The 24,986-nt window shown below is 72.6% G+C and carries 21 protein-coding genes and 1 pseudogene; 9 read left to right on the forward strand and 13 right to left on the reverse strand.

Annotated elements, in window-relative coordinates; genetic code table 11:
- Nucleotides 1-62: 62 nt before the first annotated feature.
- Nucleotides 63-287: a DUF6458 family protein gene (locus ACIBW6_RS15705; RefSeq protein ID WP_399059868.1), complete on the forward strand. Its 225-nt coding sequence runs from the start codon at nt 63-65 to the stop codon at nt 285-287.
- 27 nt (nt 288-314) lie between these two features.
- Here ACIBW6_RS15705 and ACIBW6_RS15710 read toward each other — a convergent pair whose 3' ends face one another.
- The gene (locus tag ACIBW6_RS15710) at nt 315-2,177 is read right to left on the reverse strand and encodes an NHL domain-containing thioredoxin family protein (RefSeq protein WP_399059869.1); all 1,863 of its coding nucleotides are present in this window, start codon (nt 2,175-2,177) and stop codon (nt 315-317) included.
- Between the two features lie 139 nt (nt 2,178-2,316).
- On the opposite strand from ACIBW6_RS15710, the gene ACIBW6_RS15715 reads away from it, so the two are divergent.
- Complete coding sequence (locus tag ACIBW6_RS15715) at nt 2,317-2,973, forward strand: hypothetical protein (protein WP_399059870.1); 657 nt, start codon at nt 2,317-2,319, stop codon at nt 2,971-2,973.
- 155 nt (nt 2,974-3,128) lie between these two features.
- Nucleotides 3,129-3,626: an LURP-one-related/scramblase family protein gene (locus ACIBW6_RS15720; RefSeq protein ID WP_399059871.1), complete on the forward strand. Its 498-nt coding sequence runs from the start codon at nt 3,129-3,131 to the stop codon at nt 3,624-3,626.
- Between the two features lie 51 nt (nt 3,627-3,677).
- On the opposite strand, the gene ACIBW6_RS15725 is transcribed toward ACIBW6_RS15720, so the two are convergent.
- A complete protein-coding gene (locus ACIBW6_RS15725) occupies nt 3,678-4,472 on the reverse strand; it encodes a carbon-nitrogen family hydrolase (protein ID WP_399059872.1) in 795 nt (264 codons plus the stop codon).
- 202 nt (nt 4,473-4,674) lie between these two features.
- On the opposite strand from ACIBW6_RS15725, the gene ACIBW6_RS15730 reads away from it, so the two are divergent.
- A complete protein-coding gene (locus tag ACIBW6_RS15730) occupies nt 4,675-5,499 on the forward strand; it encodes a maleylpyruvate isomerase family mycothiol-dependent enzyme (protein ID WP_399059873.1) in 825 nt (274 codons plus the stop codon).
- Nucleotides 5,500-5,530: 31 nt separating this feature from the next.
- Here ACIBW6_RS15730 and ACIBW6_RS15735 read toward each other — a convergent pair whose 3' ends face one another.
- Both ACIBW6_RS15735 and ACIBW6_RS15740 read right to left on the reverse strand, forming a co-directional pair.
- The gene (locus ACIBW6_RS15735; protein WP_399059874.1) at nt 5,531-6,862 is read right to left on the reverse strand and encodes a nitrate/nitrite transporter; all 1,332 of its coding nucleotides are present in this window, start codon (nt 6,860-6,862) and stop codon (nt 5,531-5,533) included.
- Nucleotides 6,859-7,530, reverse strand: coding sequence for a GntR family transcriptional regulator (locus ACIBW6_RS15740; RefSeq protein WP_399059875.1), 672 nt, complete (start codon nt 7,528-7,530; stop codon nt 6,859-6,861). The genes ACIBW6_RS15735 and ACIBW6_RS15740 overlap by 4 nt, the downstream gene beginning before the upstream one ends.
- Before the next feature lie 227 nt (nt 7,531-7,757).
- Here ACIBW6_RS15740 and ACIBW6_RS15745 point away from each other — a divergent pair, with 227 nt between their 5' ends.
- Complete coding sequence (locus ACIBW6_RS15745; protein ID WP_399060031.1) at nt 7,758-8,591, forward strand: D-alanyl-D-alanine carboxypeptidase family protein; 834 nt, start codon at nt 7,758-7,760, stop codon at nt 8,589-8,591.
- Between the two features lie 197 nt (nt 8,592-8,788).
- Here ACIBW6_RS15745 and ACIBW6_RS15750 read toward each other — a convergent pair whose 3' ends face one another.
- Genes ACIBW6_RS15750 through pdhA form a run of 3 tightly spaced genes read right to left on the reverse strand, consistent with a single transcriptional unit; the run spans nt 8,789 to nt 12,478 of the window.
- Nucleotides 8,789-10,276: a dihydrolipoamide acetyltransferase family protein gene (locus ACIBW6_RS15750; protein ID WP_399059876.1), complete on the reverse strand. Its 1,488-nt coding sequence runs from the start codon at nt 10,274-10,276 to the stop codon at nt 8,789-8,791.
- A gap of 15 nt (nt 10,277-10,291) precedes the next feature.
- Nucleotides 10,292-11,272 (reverse strand): alpha-ketoacid dehydrogenase subunit beta, encoded by a 981-nt coding sequence (locus ACIBW6_RS15755; RefSeq protein WP_399059877.1) that lies wholly within the window; start codon nt 11,270-11,272, stop codon nt 10,292-10,294.
- A 3-nt stretch (nt 11,273-11,275) separates the two neighbouring features.
- The gene (gene pdhA / locus ACIBW6_RS15760) at nt 11,276-12,478 is read right to left on the reverse strand and encodes a pyruvate dehydrogenase (acetyl-transferring) E1 component subunit alpha (RefSeq protein WP_399059878.1); all 1,203 of its coding nucleotides are present in this window, start codon (nt 12,476-12,478) and stop codon (nt 11,276-11,278) included.
- Nucleotides 12,479-12,868: 390 nt separating this feature from the next.
- Here pdhA and ACIBW6_RS15765 point away from each other — a divergent pair, with 390 nt between their 5' ends.
- Together ACIBW6_RS15765 and ACIBW6_RS15770 are read left to right on the forward strand one after the other, a co-directional pair.
- Nucleotides 12,869-13,531, forward strand: a complete 663-nt coding sequence (locus ACIBW6_RS15765; protein ID WP_399060032.1) for a response regulator — start codon at nt 12,869-12,871, stop codon at nt 13,529-13,531.
- A gap of 98 nt (nt 13,532-13,629) precedes the next feature.
- Nucleotides 13,630-14,121: a pyridoxamine 5'-phosphate oxidase family protein gene (locus ACIBW6_RS15770; protein ID WP_399059879.1), complete on the forward strand. Its 492-nt coding sequence runs from the start codon at nt 13,630-13,632 to the stop codon at nt 14,119-14,121.
- Between the two features lie 33 nt (nt 14,122-14,154).
- Here ACIBW6_RS15770 and ACIBW6_RS15775 read toward each other — a convergent pair whose 3' ends face one another.
- On the reverse strand, nt 14,155-15,750 hold the full coding sequence (locus tag ACIBW6_RS15775) for a protein kinase (RefSeq protein ID WP_399059880.1): 1,596 nt from the start codon (nt 15,748-15,750) through the stop codon (nt 14,155-14,157).
- A gap of 368 nt (nt 15,751-16,118) precedes the next feature.
- Here ACIBW6_RS15775 and ACIBW6_RS15780 point away from each other — a divergent pair, with 368 nt between their 5' ends.
- Nucleotides 16,119-17,747: a protein kinase gene (locus ACIBW6_RS15780; protein ID WP_399059882.1), complete on the forward strand. Its 1,629-nt coding sequence runs from the start codon at nt 16,119-16,121 to the stop codon at nt 17,745-17,747.
- Nucleotides 17,748-17,870: 123 nt separating this feature from the next.
- Here ACIBW6_RS15780 and ACIBW6_RS15785 read toward each other — a convergent pair whose 3' ends face one another.
- Complete coding sequence (locus tag ACIBW6_RS15785) at nt 17,871-18,422, reverse strand: bacterial proteasome activator family protein (RefSeq protein ID WP_399059883.1); 552 nt, start codon at nt 18,420-18,422, stop codon at nt 17,871-17,873.
- Nucleotides 18,423-18,628: 206 nt separating this feature from the next.
- Between ACIBW6_RS15785 and ACIBW6_RS15790 the strand changes: the two genes are divergently transcribed.
- Nucleotides 18,629-19,138: a hypothetical protein gene (locus tag ACIBW6_RS15790; protein WP_399059884.1), complete on the forward strand. Its 510-nt coding sequence runs from the start codon at nt 18,629-18,631 to the stop codon at nt 19,136-19,138.
- A 42-nt stretch (nt 19,139-19,180) separates the two neighbouring features.
- On the opposite strand, the gene ACIBW6_RS15795 is transcribed toward ACIBW6_RS15790, so the two are convergent.
- From ACIBW6_RS15795 to ACIBW6_RS15810, 4 genes and pseudogenes are all read right to left on the reverse strand, one after another.
- A complete protein-coding gene (locus ACIBW6_RS15795; RefSeq protein ID WP_399059885.1) occupies nt 19,181-20,161 on the reverse strand; it encodes an NAD(P)H-quinone oxidoreductase in 981 nt (326 codons plus the stop codon).
- A gap of 153 nt (nt 20,162-20,314) precedes the next feature.
- Nucleotides 20,315-21,412, reverse strand: coding sequence for a potassium channel family protein (locus ACIBW6_RS15800; protein ID WP_399059886.1), 1,098 nt, complete (start codon nt 21,410-21,412; stop codon nt 20,315-20,317).
- Between the two features lie 572 nt (nt 21,413-21,984).
- Nucleotides 21,985-23,106 (reverse strand): annotated as a pseudogene (locus tag ACIBW6_RS15805) (molybdopterin molybdotransferase MoeA); the annotation flags it as partial.
- Between the two features lie 638 nt (nt 23,107-23,744).
- On the reverse strand, nt 23,745-24,854 hold the full coding sequence (locus ACIBW6_RS15810) for a DUF6457 domain-containing protein (RefSeq protein ID WP_399059887.1): 1,110 nt from the start codon (nt 24,852-24,854) through the stop codon (nt 23,745-23,747).
- Nucleotides 24,855-24,986: the final 132 nt, after the last annotated feature.

Here is a 24,986-nt window from a genome sequence, read left to right on the forward strand (position 1 = left end):
CGCTCCGGGTACCCGGAGTTCTCAAGTACCCACAGCGTCACACAACTTGGGAGGCGGACCTCATGAGCTTGGGAGGTTGCATCATCCTGGTCGCCGTCGGGGCGATCCTCAGCTTCGCGACCGACTGGCACATGAAGGGGGTCAACCTCGACCTCGTCGGCTGGATCCTGATGATCGTCGGGCTGATCGGCGTCTTCGTGTTCCGCAGCGTCGGCCGCCGCCGGGGCGTGGTCGTGCCGCCGTCCCGGACGACCGTCGTCGAGGAGGACCGGACCCGGCGCATCTGAGCCGCGCCCCGGGCCCGGTCGGGGCCCTCAGGCCGTCGGCGCGTCCATCCCGGCGAGGACCAGCGGGAGCCGGTCCGTGCCGCCCTCGGCGACGCGGACCGGGACGCCCCAGTCCTGCTGGTGCACATGGCAGGCCGGGTACTCTCCCCCAGTCTCCGACCGGGAGGTGCCCCCAGCCGGGTCGTCGCAGGACGCGGCCATCGCCGACACGTGCAGGACGCCCTCGGTGACCTCCGGGTTCAGGACCAGCTCACGGGCCAGGTCGGTGCCCGCGCCGGCACCGGCCGCGAGCAGCTCCGGCGGCGTCGCCGAGACCAGGAGCCGCGTCGAGGGCCCGTACCGCGTGTCGAGCTTCTGTCCGGCCGGTGCCTGGAAGATGACGTCCAGGGCAAGCCGGCCGCCCGCCACCTCGGTCGCCGCGCGCTGCGTGCGGTGGGCCACGGACTCGACGCGGACCGCCTCCTCGGGCAGCCGCAGCCGGGTCAGCCGGTGCCGCGCCGACTCCACGACCACGATGTCCTCGCCGACCAGCACGGCGTCGCTCGGCTCCCGCAGATCCGTGGCGAGCGTGGTCACCTCGCCGGTCGCCGGGTCGTAGCGGCGCAGCGCGTGGTTGTACGTGTCCGCCACCGCGACCGAGCCGTCCGGCAGCGCCGTGACGCCCAACGGGTGCTGGAACAGGGCCTGTCCGGCCTCGCCGTCCCGGTGCCCGAAGTCGAACAGGCCGGTGCCGACGGCCGTGTGGACGTGCCCGTCCGGGTCGACGTAGCGCAGCGCGCTGGTCTCGGAGTCCGCGACCCACAGCCGCTCCTCGGTGGCGGCGAGCCCGGAGGGCTGCGCGAACCAGGCCTCGGCGCCGGGCCCGTCGACCAGTCCCTCATTGGTCGTCCCCGCCGCGACGGCGACCGTGCCCGCCTGCGGGTCGTAGGTCCACAGCTGGTGCACGCCGGCCATCGCGATCCACACCTTGCCGCCGAAGACGGCCACGTCCCACGGCGAGGACAGGTCGACCTCCAGGGCCGGGCCGCTGTCGGGGGACCCCTGCCACCACTGCCGACCGGTCCCGGCGACCGTGCTGACCGCCCCGCTCGCCAGATCCACGGCGCGCAGCGCGTGGTTGACGGTGTCGGCGACGATCACGGTGTGCTCGTCGAGCAGCGCGAGGCCCTGCGGCTCGTTGAACGCGTCGGGCCCGAACCCCTTCTTCCCGCTCCCGATCCGCCGCACGACGCTCTCCCCGTCGGCCGCCAGCTCCACGAGCTGGTGCCGGGTGGTGTCGCTGACCAGGAAGTTCCCGGACGGCAGCAGCAGCGCCTTGCCGGGGAAGCGCAGGTCCGTGGCGACCGGCTCGGGCGCCACGTACGGACCCGCGCCGCGGTGCAGCGTCCCCTTCGCCTCGTGCTCGGCCTCCAGCTCCTCGACCAGCGCGGCGATGGCGTGCGCGTGCCCCTCACCGGCGTGCTGCGCGACCACGTACCCCTCGGGGTCGATCACGACGAGCGTCGGCCAGGCCCGCACCGCGTACTGCTTCCAGGTCGCCAGCTCGGGGTCGTCGAGCACCGGGTGCTCCACCCCGTACCGCTCGACGGCGTCGACGACCGCCGCGTGCTCGGCCTCGTGCACAAACTTCGGCGAGTGCACCCCGATGATCACCACGGTGTCCCGGTGCTTCTCCTCCAGCTCCCGCAGCTCGTCGAGGACGTGCAGGCAGTTGATGCAGCAGAACGTCCAAAAATCGAGCACGACAATGCGTCCGCGCAGGTCAGCGAGGGAGTACTGGGTGCCACCCGTATTGAGCCAGCCCCCCTTGCCGACCAGCTCGGGAGCACGGACACGGGCACGGCTTCGGGGTGCGGGAGCGGAGCTGAGCTCCGGGACAGCGTCGTTCATACTTCAAGCTTGCCATCCTGGTGAGAACACCGGAGCACACGTGTCCGACAGTGCCTATGACGGGGGGCGGCGAATGGCCGTGGACGGGGACGGGGACCGGAACGGGAACGGGGCAATATCCGACGGGACAGCGTCATTCATGGCGTTGCCGGAACGCACGGAGCACCGGCAGGAGGCGTTCACCGAGTGCCTCGCGGACGCCGTGCGCGCCCTTGCACTCGACCTTGCCCCCGCATCGGAGTCCGCGGACCGGGCCGCCTGGGTGTCACAGGTCCGTAGGGCAGTGCGCGAGGCCTGCCTCCAGGGCCTCACGGTCTCCGAGGAGGCGTTCGACGCGTTGATCAAGGCGGCTGTCCACGACCCCGACCCGAGCTTCAATCGCGGGTTCGTCGAGCCCGCCCTGAGCGCGTTCGGACGCAGGCGCGTCCAGGTCACGCTGCTCGGTTACCTGCGAACAGGCACCGACCCGCAACGGGCAGGCGCCGCGCGCGCCTGGTATTGGTCAGCCGTTCCACCGCGGATGCCTCTGGTGCGGGCAGCGGACGCCGGAACCGCCGACGCGCCGGAACCCGATGACGGCTCGGACGTGGTCGCCGAGTGGAACGAGGCTGCTCTGCGCGAATTCGTGCGCAACGAGCACGTGGACGTCCGGCGCTGCATCCTGCCCGGGCTCCCGCTCCGGAAGTCCGCCCATCCGCCGGAGCTGCACGACCTGGTGGACGTGGCGGTGGCGACGGCCAGGTCCCATCCGGACGAGTACATCCGCCACCGCGTGGAACACCAGGTGGGCGACTGACACCCGTCACCGGGCAGGCGACGCGTGCCCTGTCCCCGAGTCCCCGACTCCCCGCGGTCCCGGCGCCGGGACCGCGGGGCGCCGGATTCGCGCCGTTCTCACCCGGACGGACCGCGGGGAGGGTCCGGGCGGCGGCTTCCGGGCACTCATCTCGTATGCGCTATGAGGTACGGGAACGGCTCTTCGCCATCGGCGAGGACTACTGGATCGAGGACGAGAACGGCCGCAAGGCGTTCCTCGTCGACGGCAAGGCGATGCGGCTGCGGGACACCTTCCAGCTGAAGGGGCCCGACGGGCGCGTCCTCATCGACATCCACGAGAAGATGTTCGCGCTGCGCGACACGATGGTCATCGAGCGCGGCGACGAGCAGCTCGCCAAGATCAGACACAAGCGGCTGTCGCTGCTGCGCAACCACTACCGGGTCGAACTGGTCGACGGCACCGAACTCGACGTCAGCGGCAAGATCCTGGACCGTGAGTTCGCCGTCGAGTACGACGGTGAACTCCTCGCCGAGATCTCGCGGCGCTGGCTGCGCGTACGGGACACGTACGGCGTGAACGTGGTGCGGGAGGACGCCGATCCCGCGCTGATCATCGCGGTCGCGGTCTGCGTGATCCATCTCGCGGAGAAGGAACGCGGGGACGAGGACTGAGGGCGGCGGCCGGACCCGGCCGGAGCGGCTCCCGCCCGGCCGCCCCCGTGCTCAGCGCGGCGGCGCGAGCCCCAGGGTGCGGTCCTTGAGCGCCGGGAACTGCTCCCGCGTCGCGCCCACCCGCGCCGGGTCGAACTCCACCCGCAGCACCTCTTCCCCGGCCCCCGCCTCGGCGAGCACCTCGCCCCACGGGTCGACCGCGATGCTGTGCCCGGCCTGGGGGACGCCCGCGTGCGTCCCGGCGCTGCCGCAGGCCAGCACGTAGGCCTGGTTCTCCACGGCGCGCGCCTGCGCCAGCAGCGTCCAGTGCGCGCGGCGCCGCTCGGGCCAGCCGGCGGCGACGAGCAGGGTCTCGGCGCCGCGGTCCACGAGGCCGCGGTACAGCTCGGGGAAGCGCAGGTCGTAGCAGGTGCTGACGCCGAGCACGGTCTCCGGGAGGCGGGCGGTCACCAGTTCGTCTCCGGCGCTCATCAGCACGGCCTCGCCCTTGTCGAAGCCGAAGCGGTGGATCTTGCGGTACGCGGCGGCGGGCTCGCCCTCGGGGGTGAACAGGAGCGCGGTGTTGTAGAGCGGCCCCTCCGGGTCGCGCTCGGGGATGGACCCGGCGTGCAGCCACACGCCCGCGTCGCGCGCCGCCTTGGCCATCGCCTCGAAGGTGGGTCCCTCCAGCGGCTCCGCCTCGTCCGCGAAGAGCTCGTAGGCGAAGGCTCCGGTGGTCCACAGCTCCGGCAGCACCACGAGGTCGGCCGCACCGGCCTCGTCCCGTACGAGCGAACTGACCCGCTCCCGGCGCTCGTTGACCGATTCGTCCTCGTTTACCGCGATCTGGATGAGGGAGGCGCGCACACTACCACCGTCCTGGCATTCGAGCCGTCAACACAGGCCTACGATCGTCACACGAAAGCACTGCATGGGGTGCTACGGGCAGCGTACTGTGCCAGACCGGGGGTGCCCCCGGACCCCCACCGACGCGTCCCGACCCGCACACCGCCCGCGCCGCCGCCTACTTCACCGCCCGTGTACGACACCGCTCGAGGGGTCCCCTTCCGTGAGTCTCCACCCCAGCCTTCAGTCCTACGCCGATGCCTGGACCCACTCCGTGGAAGCGATATCCGAGCTGGTCACACCGCTCGTCGAGGGGGAGTGGAACCGGGCGACGCCGTGCCCCGGCTGGTCGGTCCGCGACATCGTGTCCCACGTCATCGGCAACGACTGCGAGATGCTGGGCGACCCCCGCCCGATCCACACGCTGCCACGCGACCTGTACCACGTGCAGACCGAGTCGCAGCGCTACCAGGAGGTCCAGGTCGACGTCCGGCGCCACCACACGGCGCCGGAGATGGTCTCCGAGCTGGAGTACACGATCATCCGGCGCTCGCGGCAGCTGCGCAACGAGAGCCGGGAGCCGGGGACCATGGTGCGGGGCCCGCGCGGGGTGGAGGAGACCCTCGAACACGCCATGCGGCGGCGGGCGTTCGACATCTGGGTGCACGAGCAGGACCTGCGCTGGGCGCTGGGCAGGCCGGGCAACCTCGACTCCCCCGGCGCCTACGTCACCCGCGACATGCTGCTCCAGGCCCTGCCGAAGACGGTCGCCAAGGACGCGGGCGCCCCGCCGAACTCCGCGGTCGTCCTCGACGTGCACGGCCCCGTCGAGTTCCTGCGCACGGTCCGCGTCGACGCGGACGGCAGGGGCACGGTCGACGGCGCCCCCTCGCTGGGCCCGGCGGTGACGCTGGCGCTGGACTGGGAGACGTACGTGCGGCTCGCCTGCGGCCGCGTCACCCCGGAGGCGGTGACGGACCGGATCAAGACCGAGGGCGACACGGACCTGGCCACGGCGATCCTCGCGTCCCTGCGCGTCACGCCGTAGCCGCACCCCCGGCCGCCGCCGGCCCCGGGCCCTACGCGGGCACGTGCACCGAGGCGACCCGGGAGGCCACGACCCGCTCCCGCTCGGCGGCCGCCGCCCGCCTGCGCAGGCGCAGGATCTGCGTGACCCCGAGCGCCTGGAGCACGTACACCGCGGAGAACGCCACGCGGTAGTTGTCGCCGGTGGCGTCGAGCAGCACGCCCACCAGGAGCAGCGTCGTCATCGAGGCGACGAACCCGCCCATGTTCACGATCCCCGAGCCCGTGCCCTGCCGCTCCGGCGGGTTCGCGGGCCGCGCGAAGTCGAAGCCGATCATGGAGGCGGGTCCGCAGGCCCCGAGCACCACGCACATCACCACGAGCAGCCACATCGGCGCCCGCCCTGGCCAGACGATCGGCGCCGCCCACAGCAGGGCGGTCACCGCCACCGTGCCGAGCGCCAGCGGCAGCCGGGCGGTGTGGTGCCGCGCCACGATCTGCCCGTACACCAGGCCGACCACCATGTTGGCGAGGACCACAAGCGTCAGCAGCTCGCCCGCGGTGCCGCGCGTCAGGCCCTGTGCCTCGACGAGGAACGGCAGCCCCCACAGCAGCAGGAAGACCATCGCCGGGAACTGCGTGGTGAAGTGCACCCACAGGCCGAGCCGCGTCCCCGGCTCCCGCCAGGCCGCCGCGATCTGCCCGCGCACGTACGCGGCGCCCTTGTGCGTCGCCGGCAGCGGCGGCGGTTCGAAGCCCTCGGGGTGGTCCTTGAGGAAGAGCAGCATCAGGACGAGGACGACGACGCCCGCCAGCGCGCTGCCCGCGAACGCGCCCTCCCAGCCGATGCCGTGCAGCAGCCGCGCGATGACGAGCGTGGAGACGAGGTTGCCCGCCATGCCCACGAGCCCGGCGAGCTGCGCGACCATCGGCCCGCGCCGCGCCGGGAACCAGCGGGTGCCCAGGCGCAGGACGCTGATGAAGGTCATGGCGTCACCGCAGCCGAGCAGCGCGCGCGAGGCGAGCGCCGTGCCGTACGAGGAGGAGAAGGCGAAGCCGAGCTGTCCGACGGTGAACAGCACCACGCCGAGGGTGAGCACCTTCTTCGTGCCGAGCCGGTCGACCATCAGGCCGACGGGTATCTGCATGCCCGCGTAGACGAGCAGCTGGAGGATGGAGAAGGTGGAGAGCGCGGAGGCGTTGATGTGGAAGCGCTCGACGGCGTCGAGCCCGGCCACGCCCAGCGACGTACGGAAGATGACGGCGACGAAGTAGACGGCGACGCCGATGGACCACACGGCTGTCGCGCGGCGGCCGCCGGGCGGGTCGCCGGGCAGGGACGGGGCGCCGGAGCCCGGGGAGCCGGCGGCGGAGGCGGAGCTCATCGCACGTCACCCCGCGCCAGGTTCTGGAACCAGCCCACGTGCCGGCGCACCACGGCGACGGCCGCCTCCACGTCCCCCGCGCCCAGCGCGCCGAGGAGTTCACCGTGCTCGGCGAGGGTCTTGGCGATGCGGTCGGGGTGCGAGTGCATGACGGCGACGCCCATCCGCAGCTGCCGGTCGCGCAGCTGGTCGTAGAGGCGGGAGAGGATCTCGTTGCCCCCGCTGCGGACGATCTCCGCGTGGAAGCAGCGGTCGGTGGCGGCGGCGTCGGCGAACTGTCCGGCGGCGGCCTGCGTGCGCTGTGTGTCGAGCAGCTCCGCCAGCCGTTCGAGGAGCCACGGCTGGGCGGGGACCGCCTTGCGCACCGCGTGCTCCTCGACGAGCAGCCGGGTCTCCACGACGTCCGCGATCTCCTGCGCCGAGACGGGCAGCACCAGGGCGCCCTTTTTCGGGTAGAGCCGCAGCAGCCCCTCGACCTCCAGCTTGAGCAGCGCCTCGCGCACCGGGGTGCGGGAGACGCCGACGGCCTCGGCCAGCTCGCCCTCGGTGAGTAGCGTGCCGCCCTCATAGCGGCGTTCGAGCACGCCGCGCTTCACATGGTCGTAGACGCGGTCGGCGGCGGGCGGGCGCTTCACGGGGGCGCGGTTCGCGGTGGCGATCGAGGGCATGCGCACATCATAGATACAACACGTACGCAAGTCGGGCTCCGTCCATCATGCGGGACGGCACTTGAGTGACACGTGAGGGGGAATCCTGTGCGGCGCGCGCAACCTCCCGGGCCTCTCGGCTGTCTCACCAGTGCGCGTCCCGCCCAAGGGGCGGTGCATCAGGGGCACTTGGAGCGTCTAACTTGAAAACTCGCATAACGGGCATCGCCGTTCTCGCCGCGGGAACCATGCTCACCAGTGGAGCGCTGACCACGACCGCGCAGGCGGCCACGGCGCCGGCCGTACCCAAGATCGCCGCGGCCGGCGGCTTCGTGATGAACAACGGGACGGGCAAGTCCCTGTTCAGCAAGGCCGCGGACACCCGCAGGTCCACCGGCTCGACCACCAAGATCATGACGGCCAAGGTGGTACTGGCCCAGCGCGGCCTGAACCTGGACTCGAAGGTCACGGTCCAGAAGGCCTACAGCGACTACATAGTGAAGAACAACGCCTCGTCGGCCCGGCTGATCGTCGGCGACAAGGTCACCGTCCGCCAGCTGCTGTACGGGCTGATGCTGCCGTCGGGCTGCGACGCGGCGTACGCCCTCGCGGACAAGTTCGGGTCGGGCTCGACGCGGGACGCCCGCGTGAAGTCCTTCCTGGGCAAGATGAACAAGGCCGCGACCGACCTGGGTCTGAAGAACACCCACTTCGACTCGTTCGACGGCATCGGCAAGGGCAAGAACTACTCGACGCCGCGCGACCTCACGAAGATCGCCTCGTCGGCGATGAAGAACTCCACGTTCCGCTCGGTCGTGAAGACGAAGTCGACGAAGCAGAAGGTCACGACGAAGTCCGGCGGCTACCGCTACATGTCGTGGACGAACACGAACACGCTGCTCGGTTCGTACTCCGGCGCCATCGGGGTCAAGACCGGTTCGGGCCCGGAGGCCGGGTACTGCCTGGTCTTCGCGGCGACGCGCAGCGGCAAGACCGTGATCGGTACGGTCCTGAAGTCGACGTCGGTCAGCGCCCGCACGTCCGACGCGAAGAAGCTCATGGACTACGGCTTCAAGAAGTAGCCGCAGTCCCCACACAGGCGGCCCCCGTGATCATTCACGGGGGCCGCTTGTCGAGGGGCGGGAACTGCGGCCCGCCCAGGGGCGCGGGGAACTGCGCGTTCAGCCACGAGGGCGCGGCACCGGCGAAGGCGCGAGGCCACGGGGCTCTGCCCCGGACCCCGCTCCTCAATCGCCGGAGGGGCTGAGATCAGCCGCGGCTAGGCCCAAGTGATCAGTCGCTTCGGGCGCTCCAGGACCGCCGCCACGTCCGCCAGCACCTTGGACCCCAGCTCCCCGTCGACCAGCCGGTGGTCGAAGGAGAGGGCCAGGGTCATCACCTGACGCGGCTTCACCTTGCCCTTGTGCACCCAGGGCTGGAGCTTGATCGCCCCGACGGCGAGGATCGCCGACTCACCCGGGTTCAGGATGGGCGTCCCGGTGTCGACGCCGAAGACACCGACGTTCGTGATGGTGACCGTCCCGCCCTGCATCGCCCCGGGAGACGTCCGGCCCTCGCGCGCCGTCGCCACCAACTCGCCCAGCGCGGACGCCAGTTCGGGCAGCGTCTTGGCGTGGGCGTCCTTGATGTTCGGCACGATGAGCCCGCGCGGGGTCGCCGCGGCGATGCCCAGGTTCACGTAGTGCTTCTGGACGATCTCGGCCTTGCCGTCCTGCCCCTCGTCCCAGGCCGCGTTGACCTCGGGGTTGCGCTTGATCGCGACGAGCAGCGCCTTGGCGATGAGCAGCAGCGGGTTGACCCGCAGCCCCGCCATGTCCTTGTCGGCCCTCAGCTCCTCGACCAGCTTCATCGTGCGCGTCACGTCGATCGTGACGAACTCGGTGACGTGCGGCGCGGTGAACGCGGAGCCGATCATCGCCTGGGCCGTCGCCTTGCGGACGCCCTTCACCGGGACGCGGGTCTCGCGGACACCGTCGTACGACTCCGCGGGCGCGGCCGGCACGGGGGCGATGACCTGGGCGGAGGTCTGCGCCGGGGCGGGGGTCTGCGCCGGCACCTCGGGCGCGGGCGCCACCGCGGCGTGCACGTCCTCGCGGGTGATGATCCCGTCGGGGCTCGACGGGATCACGGCGGCGAGGTCGACACCGAGGTCCTTGGCGAGCTTGCGCACGGGCGGCTTGGCCAGCGGCCGCTGCGCGCCGACCGCGGCCGCCACGCCATGGGCGCCCGGCACGGCCGCCCCGTCCGCGGCCGGAGCGGCTGCCCCGTTCGCGGCAGGAGCCGCGGTGCCCTGGGCGGCCGGGGCCACCGGCGCACCCGCGACCTGAGCCGCGCTCCCGTTGGCGGCAGGAGCCACCCCGTTCGCGGCCGGCGCCCCCTTGCGGGCCCGCCGCTTGGTCGACGACTCCGCGACGCCGTAGCCCACCAGCACGGGCTGGCGCGCCTGGGGCGCGGCGCTCTCCTCGGCGGGCTCGGGGACCGCCGGCGCGGCGGGCTCGGGCGCGTCGCCCGCCACCTCGACCGCGATGATCACCTGGCCGACGTCGACGGTCGTGCCCTCGGGGAACCGCAGCTCCTTGACCACGCCGTCGAACGGGATCGGCAGCTCGACGGCCGCCTTCGCCGTCTCCACCTCGCACACGACCTGCCCGTCCTCGACGGTGTCGCCGGGCTGCACGTACCACTTGAGGATCTCGGCCTCGGTCAGGCCCTCGCCCACGTCGGGCATCTTGAATTCACGCGCCATGACTCTCAGCTCCTCTCAGTACGCCAGCGAGCGGTCGACGGCGTCGAGCACCCGGTCGAGACCCGGCAGGTACTCCTCCTCCAGGCGCGCCGGCGGATACGGCGCGTGGTACCCGCCGACCCGCAGCACGGGCGCCTCCAGGTGGTAGAAGCAGCGCTCGGTGATGCGCGCGGCCAGCTCGGCGCCGGAGCCCAGGAAGACCGCGGCCTCGTGCGCGACGACCAGGTGCCGGGTCTTCTCCACCGACCGCTGGACGGTGTCGAAGTCCATCGGCGAGATCGAGCGCAGGTCGACGACCTCCAGGGAGGTGCCCTCCTCCGCGGCGGCGGCCGCCGCCTCCAGGCAGACCTTCACCATCGGCCCGTAGGCGACGAGCGTCAGGTCGGTGCCCTCGCGCGCCACGACGGCCTTGTGCAGGTCGCCGGGGACGGCCTCGGTGTCGACGTCGCCCTTGTCCCAGTAGCGCCGCTTCGGCTCGAAGAAGATCACCGGGTCGTCGCTCTGGATGGCCTGCTGGAGCATCCAGTACGCGTCCGACGCGTTCGACGGCGAGACCACCTTCAGGCCCGGCACGTGAGCGAAGAGCGCCTCGGGCGACTCGCTGTGGTGCTCGACCGCGCCGATGCCGCCGCCGTACGGGATGCGGATGACGACCGGCGTCTTGATCTTGCCGAGCGCGCGGGCGTGCATCTTCGCCAGCTGCGTGACGATCTGGTCGTAGGCGGGGAAGACGAAACCGTCGAACTGGATCTCCACGACCGGGCGGTAGCCGCGCAGGGCGAGCCCGATCGCGGTGCCGACGATGCCGGACTCGGCGAGCGGGGTGTCGATGACCCGCTCCTCGCCGAAGTCCTTCTGGAGTCCGTCGGTCACGCGGAAGACGCCGCCGAGCACGCCGACGTCCTCACCCATGACGAGGACCTTCGGGTCGTTCTCCAGCGCCGTGCGCAGCGATTCGTTGATCGCCTTGGCGATCGGAAGTTTCTGTACCGCCATGACTCAGGCCTCCCCAGCCGCTTCGTCGGCGAACGACGCCTGATAGGCGACGAACTGCGCGCGCTCCTCGTCGACGAGGGCGTGTCCGTCCGCGTACACGTTCTCGAAGATCGCCAGGTGCCCCGGGTCCGGCATAGCCCGGACGACGTCGCGCACCCGCTTGCCCAACGCCTCGCTCTCGGCGTCGAGTTCCGCGAAGAACGCCTCGTCCGTGCCGGTCTGGGACTCCAGGTAGGTGCGCAGGCGCAGGATCGGGTCCTTCGCCTCCCAGGCCTCGCGCTCCTCGTCGGCCCGGTACTTCGACGGGTCGTCGGAGGTGGTGTGCGCGCCCATGCGGTACGTGAACGCCTCGACCAGGGTCGGGCCCTCGCCGTTGCGCGCCCGCTCCAGCGCCCACCGGGTCACGGCGAGGCAGGCGAGCACGTCGTTGCCGTCGACCCGTACGCCCGGGAAGCCGAAGCCCTGCGCGCGCTGGTACAGCGGCACGCGCATCTGGCGCTCGGTCGGCTCGGAGATGGCCCACTGGTTGTTCTGGCAGAAGAAGACCACCGGCGCGTTGTAGACCGCGCCGAAGTTGAAGGACTCCAGGACGTCGCCCTGGCTGGAGGCGCCGTCGCCGAAGTACGCGATGACCGCCGAGTCCGCGCCGTCCTTGGCGACCCCCATCGCGTACCCCGTCGCGTGCAGCGTCTGGGAGCCGATGACGATCGTGTAGAGGTGGAAGTTGTTGCTGTTCGGGTCCCAGCCGCCGTGGTTCACGCCGCGGAACATGCCGAGCAGGTTGGTCGGGTCGACCCCGCGGCACCAGGCGACGCCGTGCTCGCGGTAGGTCGGGAAGACGTAGTCGTCCTCGCGGGTGGCCCGCCCGGAGCCGATCTGCGCCGCCTCCTGGCCGAGCAGCGACGCCCACAGGCCCAGCTCGCCCTGGCGCTGGAGGGCGGTGGCCTCGGCGTCGAACCGGCGGGTGAGGACCATGTCCCGGTACAGGCCGCGCAGCTCGTCGTCGGTGATGGCGTCGACGTACGCGTCGTACTCGGCGTTCTTGACCCGCTCGCCCGTGGGGCTCAGCAGCTGGACCAGCTCGGGCTGCGCCGCCGCGGCGGCCCTGCCGGGAGCTTTCCTGGGGGCCTTCTTCGCGGCAGCCCGCTTGCGCGGCGGCTGTGCCTTCTGCGCGGCGGCAGTGCCGTCAGCACTGTCTACGGTCACGTGTGCTCCTCCGTCGGTCCGGCCCCCGGGATTGCCGGATGACCAGTCGGCTCGGCTCGCCTGATCCGTCCACGCACGGGGTGGGTGCGGTGGAGCCGGGTTCAGGCGTGAGTGGAAAGAACGAATACAACCTGTGCTCCGGCAAGCACCCTTCACCCAGCACGTTACCCAGTGCGCCACGCATCTGCGAAACCCCGTCTGACCTGCGATTTTGCTTGGATATCCAAGTACTTTTCTGCTTGGGTTCCCATGTACTCGCACGGAAGACGAAGCTCCGCAGGTCACAGCCGTGGACTGAGCCCTGGTCACAGCCTGGCAGGGGGCCGGAACACCGGCACGTTATCCCGGTCACCCTGGGCGCGGGAAGAGCCGGTGTGTGAGACTGCCTATGTGCGCGAAGAAGGAAAAATCACGGTATTTCTCCTCGACGACCACGAGGTGGTGCGTCGAGGCGTACACGAGTTGCTCTCCATGGAGGACGACATCGAGGTGGTCGGTGAGGCCGGTACGGCGGCCGACGCCCTGGTGCGCATCCCGGCGACCCGGCCCGACGTCGCCGTCCTGGACGTGCGGCTGCCGGACGGCAGCGGGGTCGAGGTGTGCCGGGAGATCCGCTCGCAGGACGACTCGATCCAGTGCCTGATGCTGACCTCGTTCTCCGACGACGAGGCCCTCTTCGACGCGATCATGGCCGGTGCCTCCGGCTACGTGCTGAAGGCGATCCGGGGCACCGAACTGCTGACGGCCGTCCGCGACGTCGCGGCGGGCCGCTCGCTGCTCGACCCGGTCGCCACCGCCCGGGTCCTGGAGCGGCTGCGCGACGGCGGCCGCAGCAAGGACGACGACCGGCTGGCGGGCCTGACCGAGCAGGAGCGCAAGATCCTCGACCTGATCGGGGAGGGCCTGACCAACCGCGCGATCGGCGAGCGCCTCCACCTCGCCGAGAAGACGATCAAGAACTATGTCTCCAGCCTCCTGTCCAAGCTCGGCATGGAGCGACGCTCGCAGGCGGCGGCCTATGTGGCGCGCATGCAGGCCCAGAAGCAGCACTGAGCGGCCGCTCCGCTCCCCGCCGGCAAGGGACTTACGTCCTCTGTGGTGGGGGCGGGATGCTCTTTTCCCGCGCCCCGCCGGGATCGCAGAGTGGTGACATGCCCTCCCAGACGCAGCCGCAGGACATCGAGCGCGGCTTCGCGCTGCTCGCCCGGGTGAACTACGGGCGGGTGGCCACCAGCATGCGCGCGCTGCCCTTCCTCGCCGTCGCCCGCCACATCGTGGCCGACGGCCGGCTCCTGCTGCGCCTGCACCGCGGGTACGGGTACCACCTGGCCTGCGTCGGCAGCGTGGTCGCCTACGGCGCCGACAACCTGGGCGATCCGGGGCCCGCCACGGCCGCCGCTCGCGCCGTGCCCGCAGGGGCCGCCGTGTCCGCCCGGCCCGCCGGAGAAGCGGGGCAGTGGTCGGTGCAGTGCGTGGGCACCTGCGAGCAGGTCGAGCCGTCCACCGCCGAACTGGAGCTCTTCGGGCCCGCCCCGCACTTCGCGGACGACGAGCTGTTCGACCCGGTGTATCTGCGCGTGCACCCGCAGTTCGTGACGGTGCACGAACTGCGGGGCGGGTCGGCGCGGGGGCACCGCATCTGACCTCGGGGTCCCGGGCGCGGGCCCGGGCCCGTCTCAGCCGCCGCCGAGGGCGCCCGCGGGGTCGCCGGCGCCGCCGGTCTCGCCCCCGGTGTCACCACCGCCGCCGACATCGCCGCCGCCGCCACCGGTCGCCGTCTCCGTCGGGGTCGGCGTCTGCGGCTGCGAGGCCGTCGGGGTGTCCGGGTCGCTCGGCTCGCCGCTCGGTTCCGTGGGCTGGTTGCTCTGCGTCTGCGACGGCGTCTGGTTGCCCCTGGTGGGCTGGTACGACGGCGTGTAGTCGCCCTGCCCGCCCGTCCCGTCACCCGTGTCCTGCGTCTGGCTCGCGGACGCGTCGTCGTCGGAGGCCGACTTGCTCGGCTTGTCCGTCTTCTCGGACTGCGAGGCGGTCGGGGACTGCGTGGTGCCGCCTCCGCCGCCGCCTCCGCCGCCCGCGTTCAGGGCGAGGGCCACGCCCGCCGCGATCGCGATCACCGCGAGCACCGCGAAGATCCACAGCTTGCCCCGGCCGCCGCCGCGGTTGCCGCGGCCGTCGAAGCCGCCGTCGTCGCCCGGCGGGCGCAGCAGCGGCTGCGCGGCCGTGCCGTGGTCGCCGCCGGGGTGGGGCAGCGCGGTGGTGCCGGCCAGGCCCATCGCCGCGGTGCTGCCGCCCTCGTGCGCGGCGTCCACCGGGCCGGTGTTCCAGGTGCCGGTGTGGCCGCCCTGCTCGTACAGCATCGACAGGCCGTACTGGACGAGCCCGCGCATCTCCTCGGCGGTCTGGAACCGGTCGTCGGGGTCCTTGGCCAGCGAGCGCATGACGAGGCCGTCCAGCTCCGGCGGCGTCGCGTCCGAGACCTGGGAGGGCGGCACGGGGATGTCCTGCACGTGCTGGTAGACGACCGACAGCGGCGTCTCGCCGGTGAAGGGCGGCCGCAGCGCGAGGAGCTCGTAGAGCAGGCAGCCGGTCGCGTACAGGTCGGAGCGGTGGTCGACGGCCTTGCCGAGGGCCTGCTCGGGGGAGAGGTACTGGGGCGTGCCCATCACCATGCCGGTCTGCGTCATCGTGGACTGCGCGCCGTGCAGGGCGCGGGCGATGCCGAAGTCCATCACCTTCACCGCGCCGGTGTTGGTGATGATCACGTTGGCGGGCTTGATGTCGCGGTGCACGATGCCGTGCTGGTGCGAGTAGGCGAGCGCCTCCAGGACGCCGGAGACGATGATCAGGGCCTGCTCGGGGCCCGGCGCCTCGGCGTTCAGCAGCAGGTCGCGGATGGTGCGGCCCTCGACGAGCTCCATGACGATGTACGGCACGGTGCTGCCGCCCACGTAGTCCTCGCCGGAGTCGTAGACCGCGACGACCGCATGGTGGTTCAGGCCCGCGACGGACTGTGCCTCGCGGGTGAAGCGGGCCTTGGAGACGGGGTCCTCGGCCAGGTCGGAGCGGAGCAGCTTGACGGCGACGGTGCGCCCGAGGCGCACGTCCTCGGCCGCGAACACCTCGGCCATGCCGCCCCGGCCGAGTCTGTGCGTCAGCCGGTACCGGCCGTCGCCGACGAGCCCGCCGCTACCCCACGTCTCCGGCGCATCCGACATACCGCCGCCAGTCGCCTCGGGGTCGGACGGGCCCTGAGCGCGCTGCTGCTGTGACATCAGTCCTCGCCGTCGTTTCTGTCCGTGCCGCCATTGCCGCCGGAACCCTGCGTCGGAGTACGCGCGATGCCGAACTACGGTCTCCGTCGGGTCACGCTACAGGCTTCCGCCGCGCCACCGTTCCGAGATGGACCGGACATCAAACCCGTTGCCGTGCAGGCCTTGCAAATCGTGCGCGCAATTTCCGCACCCGGCCCAGGAGCCCCTCGTACCCGGGTCCTGTAACGCTTGCGCGACGCTTCCCGCCCGTACGGTCACGGAACGGGCACCGAGCTTGACGTGCCGGTGCCCTCGGGCAGACTTGGCCGGGAATAGCTGAATTCGATCACCGGCCGCGCCGACGCGGGGCGCGATGGGGGACGTAGAAGATGAGCCAAGACGGCGGCGCCGGCGGGCGGTACGCGGGGCGTTCCGTGGCGGGCGGGCGGTACCAGCTGCGGGACCTGCTCGGCCAGGGCGGCATGGCCTCCGTGCACCTCGCGCACGACACCCGGCTCGACCGCGCCGTCGCCATCAAGACTTTGCACACGGAACTCGGCCGGGAGGACGCCTTCCGCCAGCGCTTCCAGCGCGAGGCCATGTCCGTGGCCAAGCTCACGCACACGAACATCGTCTCGGTCTACGACTCCGGCGAGGACGACCTCGACGGCACCATCACCCCGTACATCGTCATGGAGTACGTCGAGGGCCTGCCGCTCGGCTCGGTGCTCGACCAGGACGTCCGGCAGTACGGCGCCATGCCCGCCGACAAGGCCCTGAAGATCACCGCCGACGTGCTCGCGGCGCTGGAGATCAGCCACGAGATGGGCCTGGTGCACCGCGACATCAAGCCGGGCAACGTGATGATGACGAAGCGGAACGTCGTCAAGGTCATGGACTTCGGCATCGCCCGCGCCATGCAGTCGGGCGTCACGTCGATGACCCAGACCGGCATGGTCGTCGGCACCCCGCAGTACCTCTCGCCCGAGCAGGCCCTGGGCCGCGGCGTGGACGCCCGCTCCGACCTGTACTCGGTCGGCATCATGCTCTTCCAGCTGGTCACCGGGCGGCTGCCGTTCGAGGCGGACTCGCCGCTCGCCATCGCCTACGCCCACGTCCAGGAGGAGCCGGTCGCCCCGTCCTCCATCAACCGGGCGCTGCCGCCGGCCATCGACGCCGTCGTGGCCCGCGCGCTCAAGAAGAACCCGAACGAGCGCTTCCCCAGCGCGGAGGCGATGCGGGACGAGTGCCTGCGGGTGGCCCAGTCGCTCGCCCCGGCCACGCCCAGCATCGTGCCGGGCGCCCGGACGTCGAGCGGCGCGGGCGTCTCCTCCGCCGTCTTCCCGCCGATCGACCAGAGCGGGGCGCCGGCGCCGGGCCCGGTCCAGATGCCGTACCAGCCGACGCCCCAGCCGAACCCGTACGGGACGCCGACCCCGCAGCCCGGGTACGGCTACCCGCAGCAGAATCCGCAGAGCGGCTACCAGACCCCGCCGCCCGCCTCCCCGTACGCCCAGCAGACCCCGCCGCCCTACCACCTCGCGCCGAAGCCGGCGACGACCACGCAGGGCTCCCCGGGCGGCGGCCGCAACAAGACGGTGATCATCGCTTCGATCGTCGTCGCGCTCGTCGCCATCGGCGGCCTGGTGACGGCCCTGACGATGAACAGCGGGGGCGAGGACGACCCGGGCGGCTCCGACAAGCCGTCCTCGTCGGCGGTGGCCGGGCACCGTGGCCCTGACCTGACCAAGACGATCGAGACGGACGAGTGCACCGAGCCCTACAACGGCTCGGACGACGAGAACAAGATCAAGGTCCCGGACTTCTACCTCAAGAACATCGACTCGGTGAAGGCCTGCTTCCGCGCCGCCGGGTGGATCGCGTCGGAGAAGCCGGTCGACGAGAACACCTACGGCGAGGGGTCGGTCATGAGCCAGAGCCCGGCCGCGGGCACCGAGATCGACCCGAAGGACGTGAAGATCCAGCTCCAGGTCTCGACGGGCAATCCGCCCGGCTGAGCGGGGCGCCCTCGCGGCGGCCGAGCGGGGCGCCTCGCCGCGGCTGAGCCGGCAGAAGGGGGCCCGGCCCGCGCGTCTCGCGCGGGCCGGGCCCCCTTCTCCGTACGGGTACGGTCCGCCCGCCTAGAGGTACGGGCCTCCGGAGCGGCCCATCGTGCGGGGGTCCTCGCCGTCCTCGTCGTCGCCGCCGCCGACACCGGGGGGCAGCGCGCGGCGCATCTGCTCCAGCTGGGCGCGGGCCGCCATCTGCTGGGCGAAGAGCGTCGTCTGGATGCCGTGGAAAAGGCCTTCCAGCCAGCCCACCAACTGGGCCTGCGCGATCCGCAGCTCCGCGTCGCTCGGCGTCGTGTCGTCGGTGAACGGCAGGGAGATCCGCTCCAGCTCCTCGACCAGTTCGGGCGCGAGGCCGTCCTCCAGCTCCTTGACCGAGCTGGCGTGGATCTCCTTGAGCCGCTGCCGGCTCGCCTCGTCCAGGGGAGCCGCGCGGACCTCTTCCAGCAGCTGCTTGATCATGCTGCCGATGCGCATCACCTTGGCGGGCTGTTCCACCATCTCCGTCACCGGGACCTCGCGGGATTCGTCGTCTCCGGCGCCGCCGCCCAGAGCCATGCCGTCCTGACCCACGACCAGGATCTGGGGGTTCTCCGGCGACCGTTCGTTCCTCGGCATCTCCATGCGGCCATTCTGTCGCACGCGACTGTCACACCCTGGTGGTGCCCCCGCCGCGCGGTGATCCACCCTGCTGGACCGGGTCAGATCCGGCGTGCCCGTTCTGTTCGCCTATGTGAGGCTTGTCGCAGCGCGTCGGGCGGAAGCGAAGGGGAACGGCCATGCAGGGGACGGGCATACGCCGGCTCCGCCGGGCAGCGGCCGGGAGTGCGGTGAGTCTGGTGGCGGCGGGGGCGCTGATATCGGCGGCGGGGGCGGTGGTGCCGGTGGCGGGGACGGTCGTACCGGTGGCGGGGGCGACAGTGCCGGTGGCGGGGGCGACAGTGCCGGTGGTGGGGGCGGTGGTGCCGATGGCGCCCGCCGCGTACGCCGTCGAGTCCTTGCATGCGCGGCCCGTGATCGCCGCCGAGCCCTCGCCGCACCGGTCCCTCGCCGGGAGCCGGGCCGGGGTGGGGCGGACGCCGCCCGGGCGGCCGCTCGCGGGGACCGACGTCGACGAGCCGGTGATCCCGCCGTCCCTGCCCCCGCCTCCGCCCCCGTCCGCGCCTGCCGAACCCTCCGCCACCGCGCCCCCGGCCTCGCATCCGGAACAGTCCGCCGCCGACCGCCCGCCCGTCGCCGCACGCGACACCGAGCCCGTCGTGAACGTGGTGCCGCTCGGCGCGGGGCTGCTGCTGACCGGCCTCGGGATCGGATTCCTGGCGCTGCGGCTACGGCGGTAGGAGCGGTAGGGGCGGTCCGGGCCGGAACGGCACCGGCGGTGGCTACTGGCGGGTGAGCAGGACCTTGCCGATGTGGCCGCTCTCCTCCAGAACCCGGTGCCCCTGCGCGGCCTCGCTCAGCGGCAGCTCCTGGTCCACGATCGGCCGTACGTGGCCGCCCTCGATCAACGGCCAGACGTGCTCCCGCACCGCCGCGACGACCGCCGCCTTCTCCGCGAGCGGGCGGGCCCGCAGCGTGGTGGCGGTGATGGCGCCGCGCTTGCCGAGCAGCGTGGCGATGTTCAGCTCGCCCTTGACGCCGCCCTGCATCCCGATGATGGCGAGCCGCCCGTTGGTGGCGAGCGCGTCGACGTTGCGGTTCAGGTACTTGGCGCCCATGTTGTCGAGGATGACGTCGGCCCCGGCGCCCTCCGTGGCCGCCTTGATCTCCGCCACGAAGTCCTGCTCGCGGTAGTTGATCAGGATGTCCGCGCCCAGCTCCGCGCAGAAGTCGAGCTTCTTGCGGCTGCCCGCCGTCACGGCGACCTTGGCGCCGACCGCCTTCGCGAGCTGGATCGCCATGGTGCCGATGCCACTGGAGCCGCCGTGCACGAGGAACGTCTCGCCCGGACGCAGCTGGGCGATCATGAAGACGTTCGACCACACCGTGCAGGTCACCTCGGGCAGGGCGGCGGCCCTGACCAGATCGAGCCCCTTCGGCACCGGCAGCAGTTGCCCGGCCGGGACGACCACCTTCTCGGCGTACCCGCCGCCGACGAGCAGCGCGCACACCTCGTCACCGGCGGACCACCCCGACACCCCCGGGCCGACCTCGGCGATCCGGCCCGCGCACTCCAGGCCGGGGTACGGGGAGCTGCCGGGCGGCGGGCTGTAGAAGCCCTGGCGCTGCAGCAGATCGGCGCGGTTGACCGCGCTGGAGACCACCTCGACCAGGACTTCGCCCTCGCCGGGTACGGGATCGGGGACCTCCGTCCAGACGAGCGCCTCGGGGCCACCGGGTTCCGGGATCGTGATCGCATACATGGCCGCGAGGCTACTCCGCTCCCCGCGCGGAACCCGGCGCCCGCCGCACTGTCCTGGTCTTTCCCGGTCGGTCCTGGCCGCTTCCGGTCAGCCCGGGCCCGTCCTGGTCAGCCGCAGTCCCGGTCAGCCCAGGCCCGCCCTGGCCGGCCCTGCTCAGTCCTGCGGCAGCGGCTTGATGTCCGGGGCCGTCTGGGCCGTCGGCGTGACCCGGACGATGGTGATGAGCCGGTCGGTCAGCTGGAGCGCCCCGATGGCCTTGTCGTCGTAGCCGAGCACCCGGTGTCCTCGTACGACACTGACCACCAGGTCGTCCGTCTCCCGCGGCTTCAGGCCGACCTCGGCCTTTATCACCGGCCGCTCGACCAGATCGAGGCCGCTGCCCTTCTGGATGAGGTCCTCCAGGACCATGCCCGCGTGCGGGCTGAGCACCGACAGGCCGAGCAGGCGGCCCGCCGCGCTGGCGCTGGTGATGACCGCGTCGGCGCCGGACTGGCGCAGCAGCTGCGCGTTCTCCTCCTCGCGCACGGCGGCGACGATCTTCGCGCCCCGGTTCAGCTGCCGTGCGGTCAGGGTGACCAGGACGGCCGTGTCGTCGCGCTGGGTGGCGATGATGATCTTCCGGGCGCGCTGCACCTCGGCCCGCCACAGGACGTCGCTGCGGGTGGCGTCCCCCATGACACCGGCGTAGCCCAGGCTGTTGGCCGCCTCGATGACCTTGCTGCTGGGGTCGACCACCACGACCTGCTCGGGCTTCAGACCGGTCGCGCAGACGGTCTCCACCGCGCTACGGCCTTTGGTGCCGAAGCCGATGACGACAGTGTGGTCACGCAAGTTGGACCTCCAGCGGTTAAGGCGCCATTCCTCCCGGGTCCGTTCGGTGAGGACTTCGAGCGTGGTGCCGACCAAGATGATCAGGAAGAGCACACGCAGCGGCGTGACGAGAAAGATGTTGGTGAGCCGCGCCCCGTCGCTGACCGGCGTGATGTCGCCGTAGCCCGTGGTGGAGAGGGTGACGGTCGCGTAGTAGAAGGCGTCGAGGAGGTCGACCGAGCCGTCGGAGTTGTCGTTGTAGCCGTCGCGGTCGAGCCAGACGAGCACCGCGGTCAGGACGAGCACCGCGAGCGCCATCAGGACCCGGCGCGCGACCTGGCGCAGCGGACGCTCGACGATGCGCCGGGGCAGCTTCACCCGGTACGTCGTCGTCTTCTCGTCCGCTTGGCGCGCCATGGCGTCATGGCCGGCCAGTTTCACGTGAAACACCCTTCGTCGCCCGCCGAGTTGCCCGCTGCCCGCGTCCCGGCCTGCGTCGTGGTCAGGGTCGCGTGACCCATGGTGTCGTGCGGCCCTTGAGTGGCTACGTGCGGGGGTGGCTGTGGGGGTGCCTGTGGGGGTGCCTGGGGGGCCGAATCCGCCGGGTTGGACGGGGAGTTCGCGTCGGGGACGTCTGGGCTCTCTTTGGGGGCCGCGGGGTCCTCCCCGGGGGGCTCGGGGTTCTCCCCGGGGGGCTCGAGGCTCTCCCCGGGGGTCTGGGAGTTATCCCCGGGGGACTCGGCGTGCTCCCTGGGGATCTCGGGGTTCTCCCGGCGGATCTCGGGGTTCTCCCCGGGGATCTCGGGGCTCGCCCGGCGGATCTCGGGGCTCTCCCCGCGGATCTCGGGGCTCTCCCCGCGGATCTCGGATGAGACGAGGTCTTCTGTTGGGGCGTCAGCGGGTTCGGGCTGCGCCTCGGGTGCGTCGGGGGTCTTGGGGCTGCCCGGCATGGTGCCCGTCGTCTTCAGCGGGGTGGCGGGCACCCCGAGGGCGTCGCCGGTCGCCGGCCCCCACGACCAGGGCAGGTCGATGATCTCGACCTCGTGGCCCTCCTGCGCGCCGCCGGGCGGCACGACCGCCAGCCCGTCCGCGGCGGCGATGCCCCGCAGCATGGCCGGACCGTTGTAGTGCAGCGGCACCGCCCAGTCGTGCCCGCTGCCGCTGTCGTGCCGCAGGACGACGGGGACGAGCCGGGTGTCGTGCGGGTGGCCCTGGACGGAACCGTGCAGGGGAGCCCCGTACGGCGTCTCGTCCTGGGAACGGCCCGCGAGCGCCCGCAGCAGCGGCTCGGCGAGCGTGAGCAGCCCGGAGACCGCGGCCAGCGGGTTGCCGGGCAGCCCGACGAGGTACCGGCCCGCCTTGATCCGCGCGAGCAGCATCGGGTGGCCGGGACGCACCGCGACGCCGTCCACCAGCAGCTCGGCGTCGAGGGCCCGCAGCATCGGGTGGACGTGGTCGACCGGTCCTGACGCGGTGCCGCCAGTGGTCACGACGAGATCCGCCTTGGCCCCGCGGACCGCCTTGAGCAGCGCCTTCGCGTCGTCGCCGATCCTGCGCACCGCGGTCACCTCGACCCCCAGCGCGCGCAGCCAGTGCGGCAGCATCGGACCGAGCGCGTCCCGGATGAGGCCGTCGCGGGGCAGCCCCGAGGTCAGCAACTCGTCGCCCAGCACGAGAACCTCGGCACGCGCCCGGGGACGGACCGCCAGTTCGTCGTACCCGGCCGCGGCCGCGAGACCGAGGACGGCGGGGGTCACCAGGCCGCCCGCGGGCAGCAACAGGTCGCCGCTGCGGCACTCCTGTCCGCGCGGCCGGATGTCCTGACCGTGCACGACGCGGCGCAACGGGTGCAGCTGTCCCTTGTCGTCGGTACGCCCGTGCTCACTGCGGATCACGGCGGTGGTGTCGGCGGGGATGCGCGCGCCGGTCGCGATCGTCGCGGCCTCCCCGTCCGCCAGCGGCCCGGGCAGCGCGTGCCCGGCGAGGATCTTCTCGTCGCGTACGGACCAGGGGCCCGGCCCCGCCACGACCCAGCCGTCCATCGCGGACGTGTCGAAGGAGGGCAGGTCGGTGAGGGCGGTCAGCGGCGCGGCCAGGACTAGGCCGAGCGCCCGGTCGAGCGGGACGCGGACGGCTCCGCGGGGGAGCGCGGACGGCTCCGCAAAATCCGCCAGGAGGGCGTCCGCGAGGGGGAGTTCCGGCTCGGGGCCGCCGCCGGGCCGGTTCTCGGCGGTGGCGGCACGGTGCTGGGCGGCACGCAGACCCGCCTCGTGGGCCAGCCGCCGGGCCACGGGCCAGGTGGTCGCCGCCCGGTGCTGATCGGTGGTGAGGGTGTTGAGGGTGGTGGTCGTGGTGCGGGGGCTGCCGGGGGTCTGCCCGCGGGCGGAGGCGGGGGCGGAGGCGTCTCGGCCGGGGTGGTTTTCGTCAGTGGGGGTGCGCCAGCCGCCCTGACCGGTGCGGTCGTCCCGGCCGCGTCGGTCGGCGCGGGTGCCTTGGTCGTAGCGGCCGCGTTGACCGGCGCGGCTGTCCCGGCTGTCCCGGCTGTCCCGGCTGTCCCGGCTGTCCCGGTCAAGGTAGCCGTCCCGGTCAGGGTGGCGGTCCCAATCAGGGTGGCCGTCCCGGTCGGGGTGGCGGCCCCGGTCGGGGTGGCGGTCCCGGCTGCCCCGGTTGTCGTTGGCCAGGGCGAGCGCCTCGTCGAGGTCGCTGTCCAGGCTGTCGGTGTCGTCCAGTTCGCCCGCGGCCCCGGCCCGGGCCGCTCGCCCGTCGGGGCCGGTCATTGCGCGTCTCGTCCCGCGTCGGGCGCGGGGGCACCGGGCGCTTGCGCGGCAGGGCCGGGCTGGTCGGACTGGTTCGGGGCCGAACCAGGGGCCTGGTCGGCGGCGCGGGGCCCCTCGTCCGCGGACTCGGCTTCCCGGGCCCACCTCTCGGCGAGCGCGACGGCCTTGGCCGCGGCGGCTGCGACCGCCTCACGGCCGCCACCCGCTTGCGCCGCCGCGTAGCCGACGAGGAACGTCGTCAGGGGTGCCGCGGGTCGGGCGACCCCGTGCGCGGCATCGCGGGCGAGATCGAGCAGGACGCCGGTGTCGACGTCCAGGTCGAGGCCCAGTTCGTCCTTGGCTGCGGAGATCCATTCATCCAACACGTGACCATGCTCCCTGATCCGTGACCGGGCGGCGGCGATGTCGTCCCAGGTGTCGCAGTCGAACGACGCGACGGGGTCGGTGATACGGGTGAGCTTCAGGTTCCGGACGAGCAGCCGCAGCGGCAGCCCGGTGAGGGTGCCGTGCTCGGCGCGCAGGGCGGCGAGGACCCGGCGCAGGGCGGCCGTCCGGTACACCGCCACGAGGGGCTGGTCGCGCCCGTCGCCGTCAGCGAGAAGCACTCCGTCGACCGCGTCCGCCCCGCCGGCGCCCCGCGTATCGGCCGTCGCGTCGAGCGTGTCGAGCAGCTCCCGTACGGTCCGCTCCCTCAGGAACGGCAGATCGGCGGAGAGCACGACCACGCTCTCCGCTCGGGCCGCATGAGCTGCCGGGTCAGCAAGGACTGCCGAGGACTCAGGCGTCACCCCGAAGCCAGGCGTCACCCGGGATCCCGGCGCCCCCCGGTCCAAGGCCCTGACCCCCGCCTCCAGCGCGGCGAGCGGCCCGCCCCCGGGCGGCTCCTCGCGCGCCCAGAGCACCGGACGCGGAGTCGGCCGCGACTCGGCGACCACGACCGTCGCGCGGGCCCCGGCGCAGGCGACGAGGACCCGGTCCAGCAGCGCCCGGCCGCCGACCCGCACCCCGGGCTTGTCCGCGCCGCCCAGCCTCCGCGCGGCACCCCCGGCGAGGACGACGGCGTCGTGGGCGGGGGCGTCGCGGAGGGGCCCGGCGGCTGCGCTCATCCCCCGAGTATGGGCGCACGGGCGATCATTGCCACCCCCGCGGCGCGGTGCCGGAGCGCGGGATGGCGGAAGAGATCGCGGGAGGGATCGCGGGACCCGAGCCGCGCGTCCACGCGGCCCGGCCCCCGGCGG

This window comes from Streptomyces sp. NPDC049813, assembly GCF_044465085.1.
In the GTDB taxonomy this organism is placed as follows: domain Bacteria; phylum Actinomycetota; class Actinomycetes; order Streptomycetales; family Streptomycetaceae; genus Streptomyces.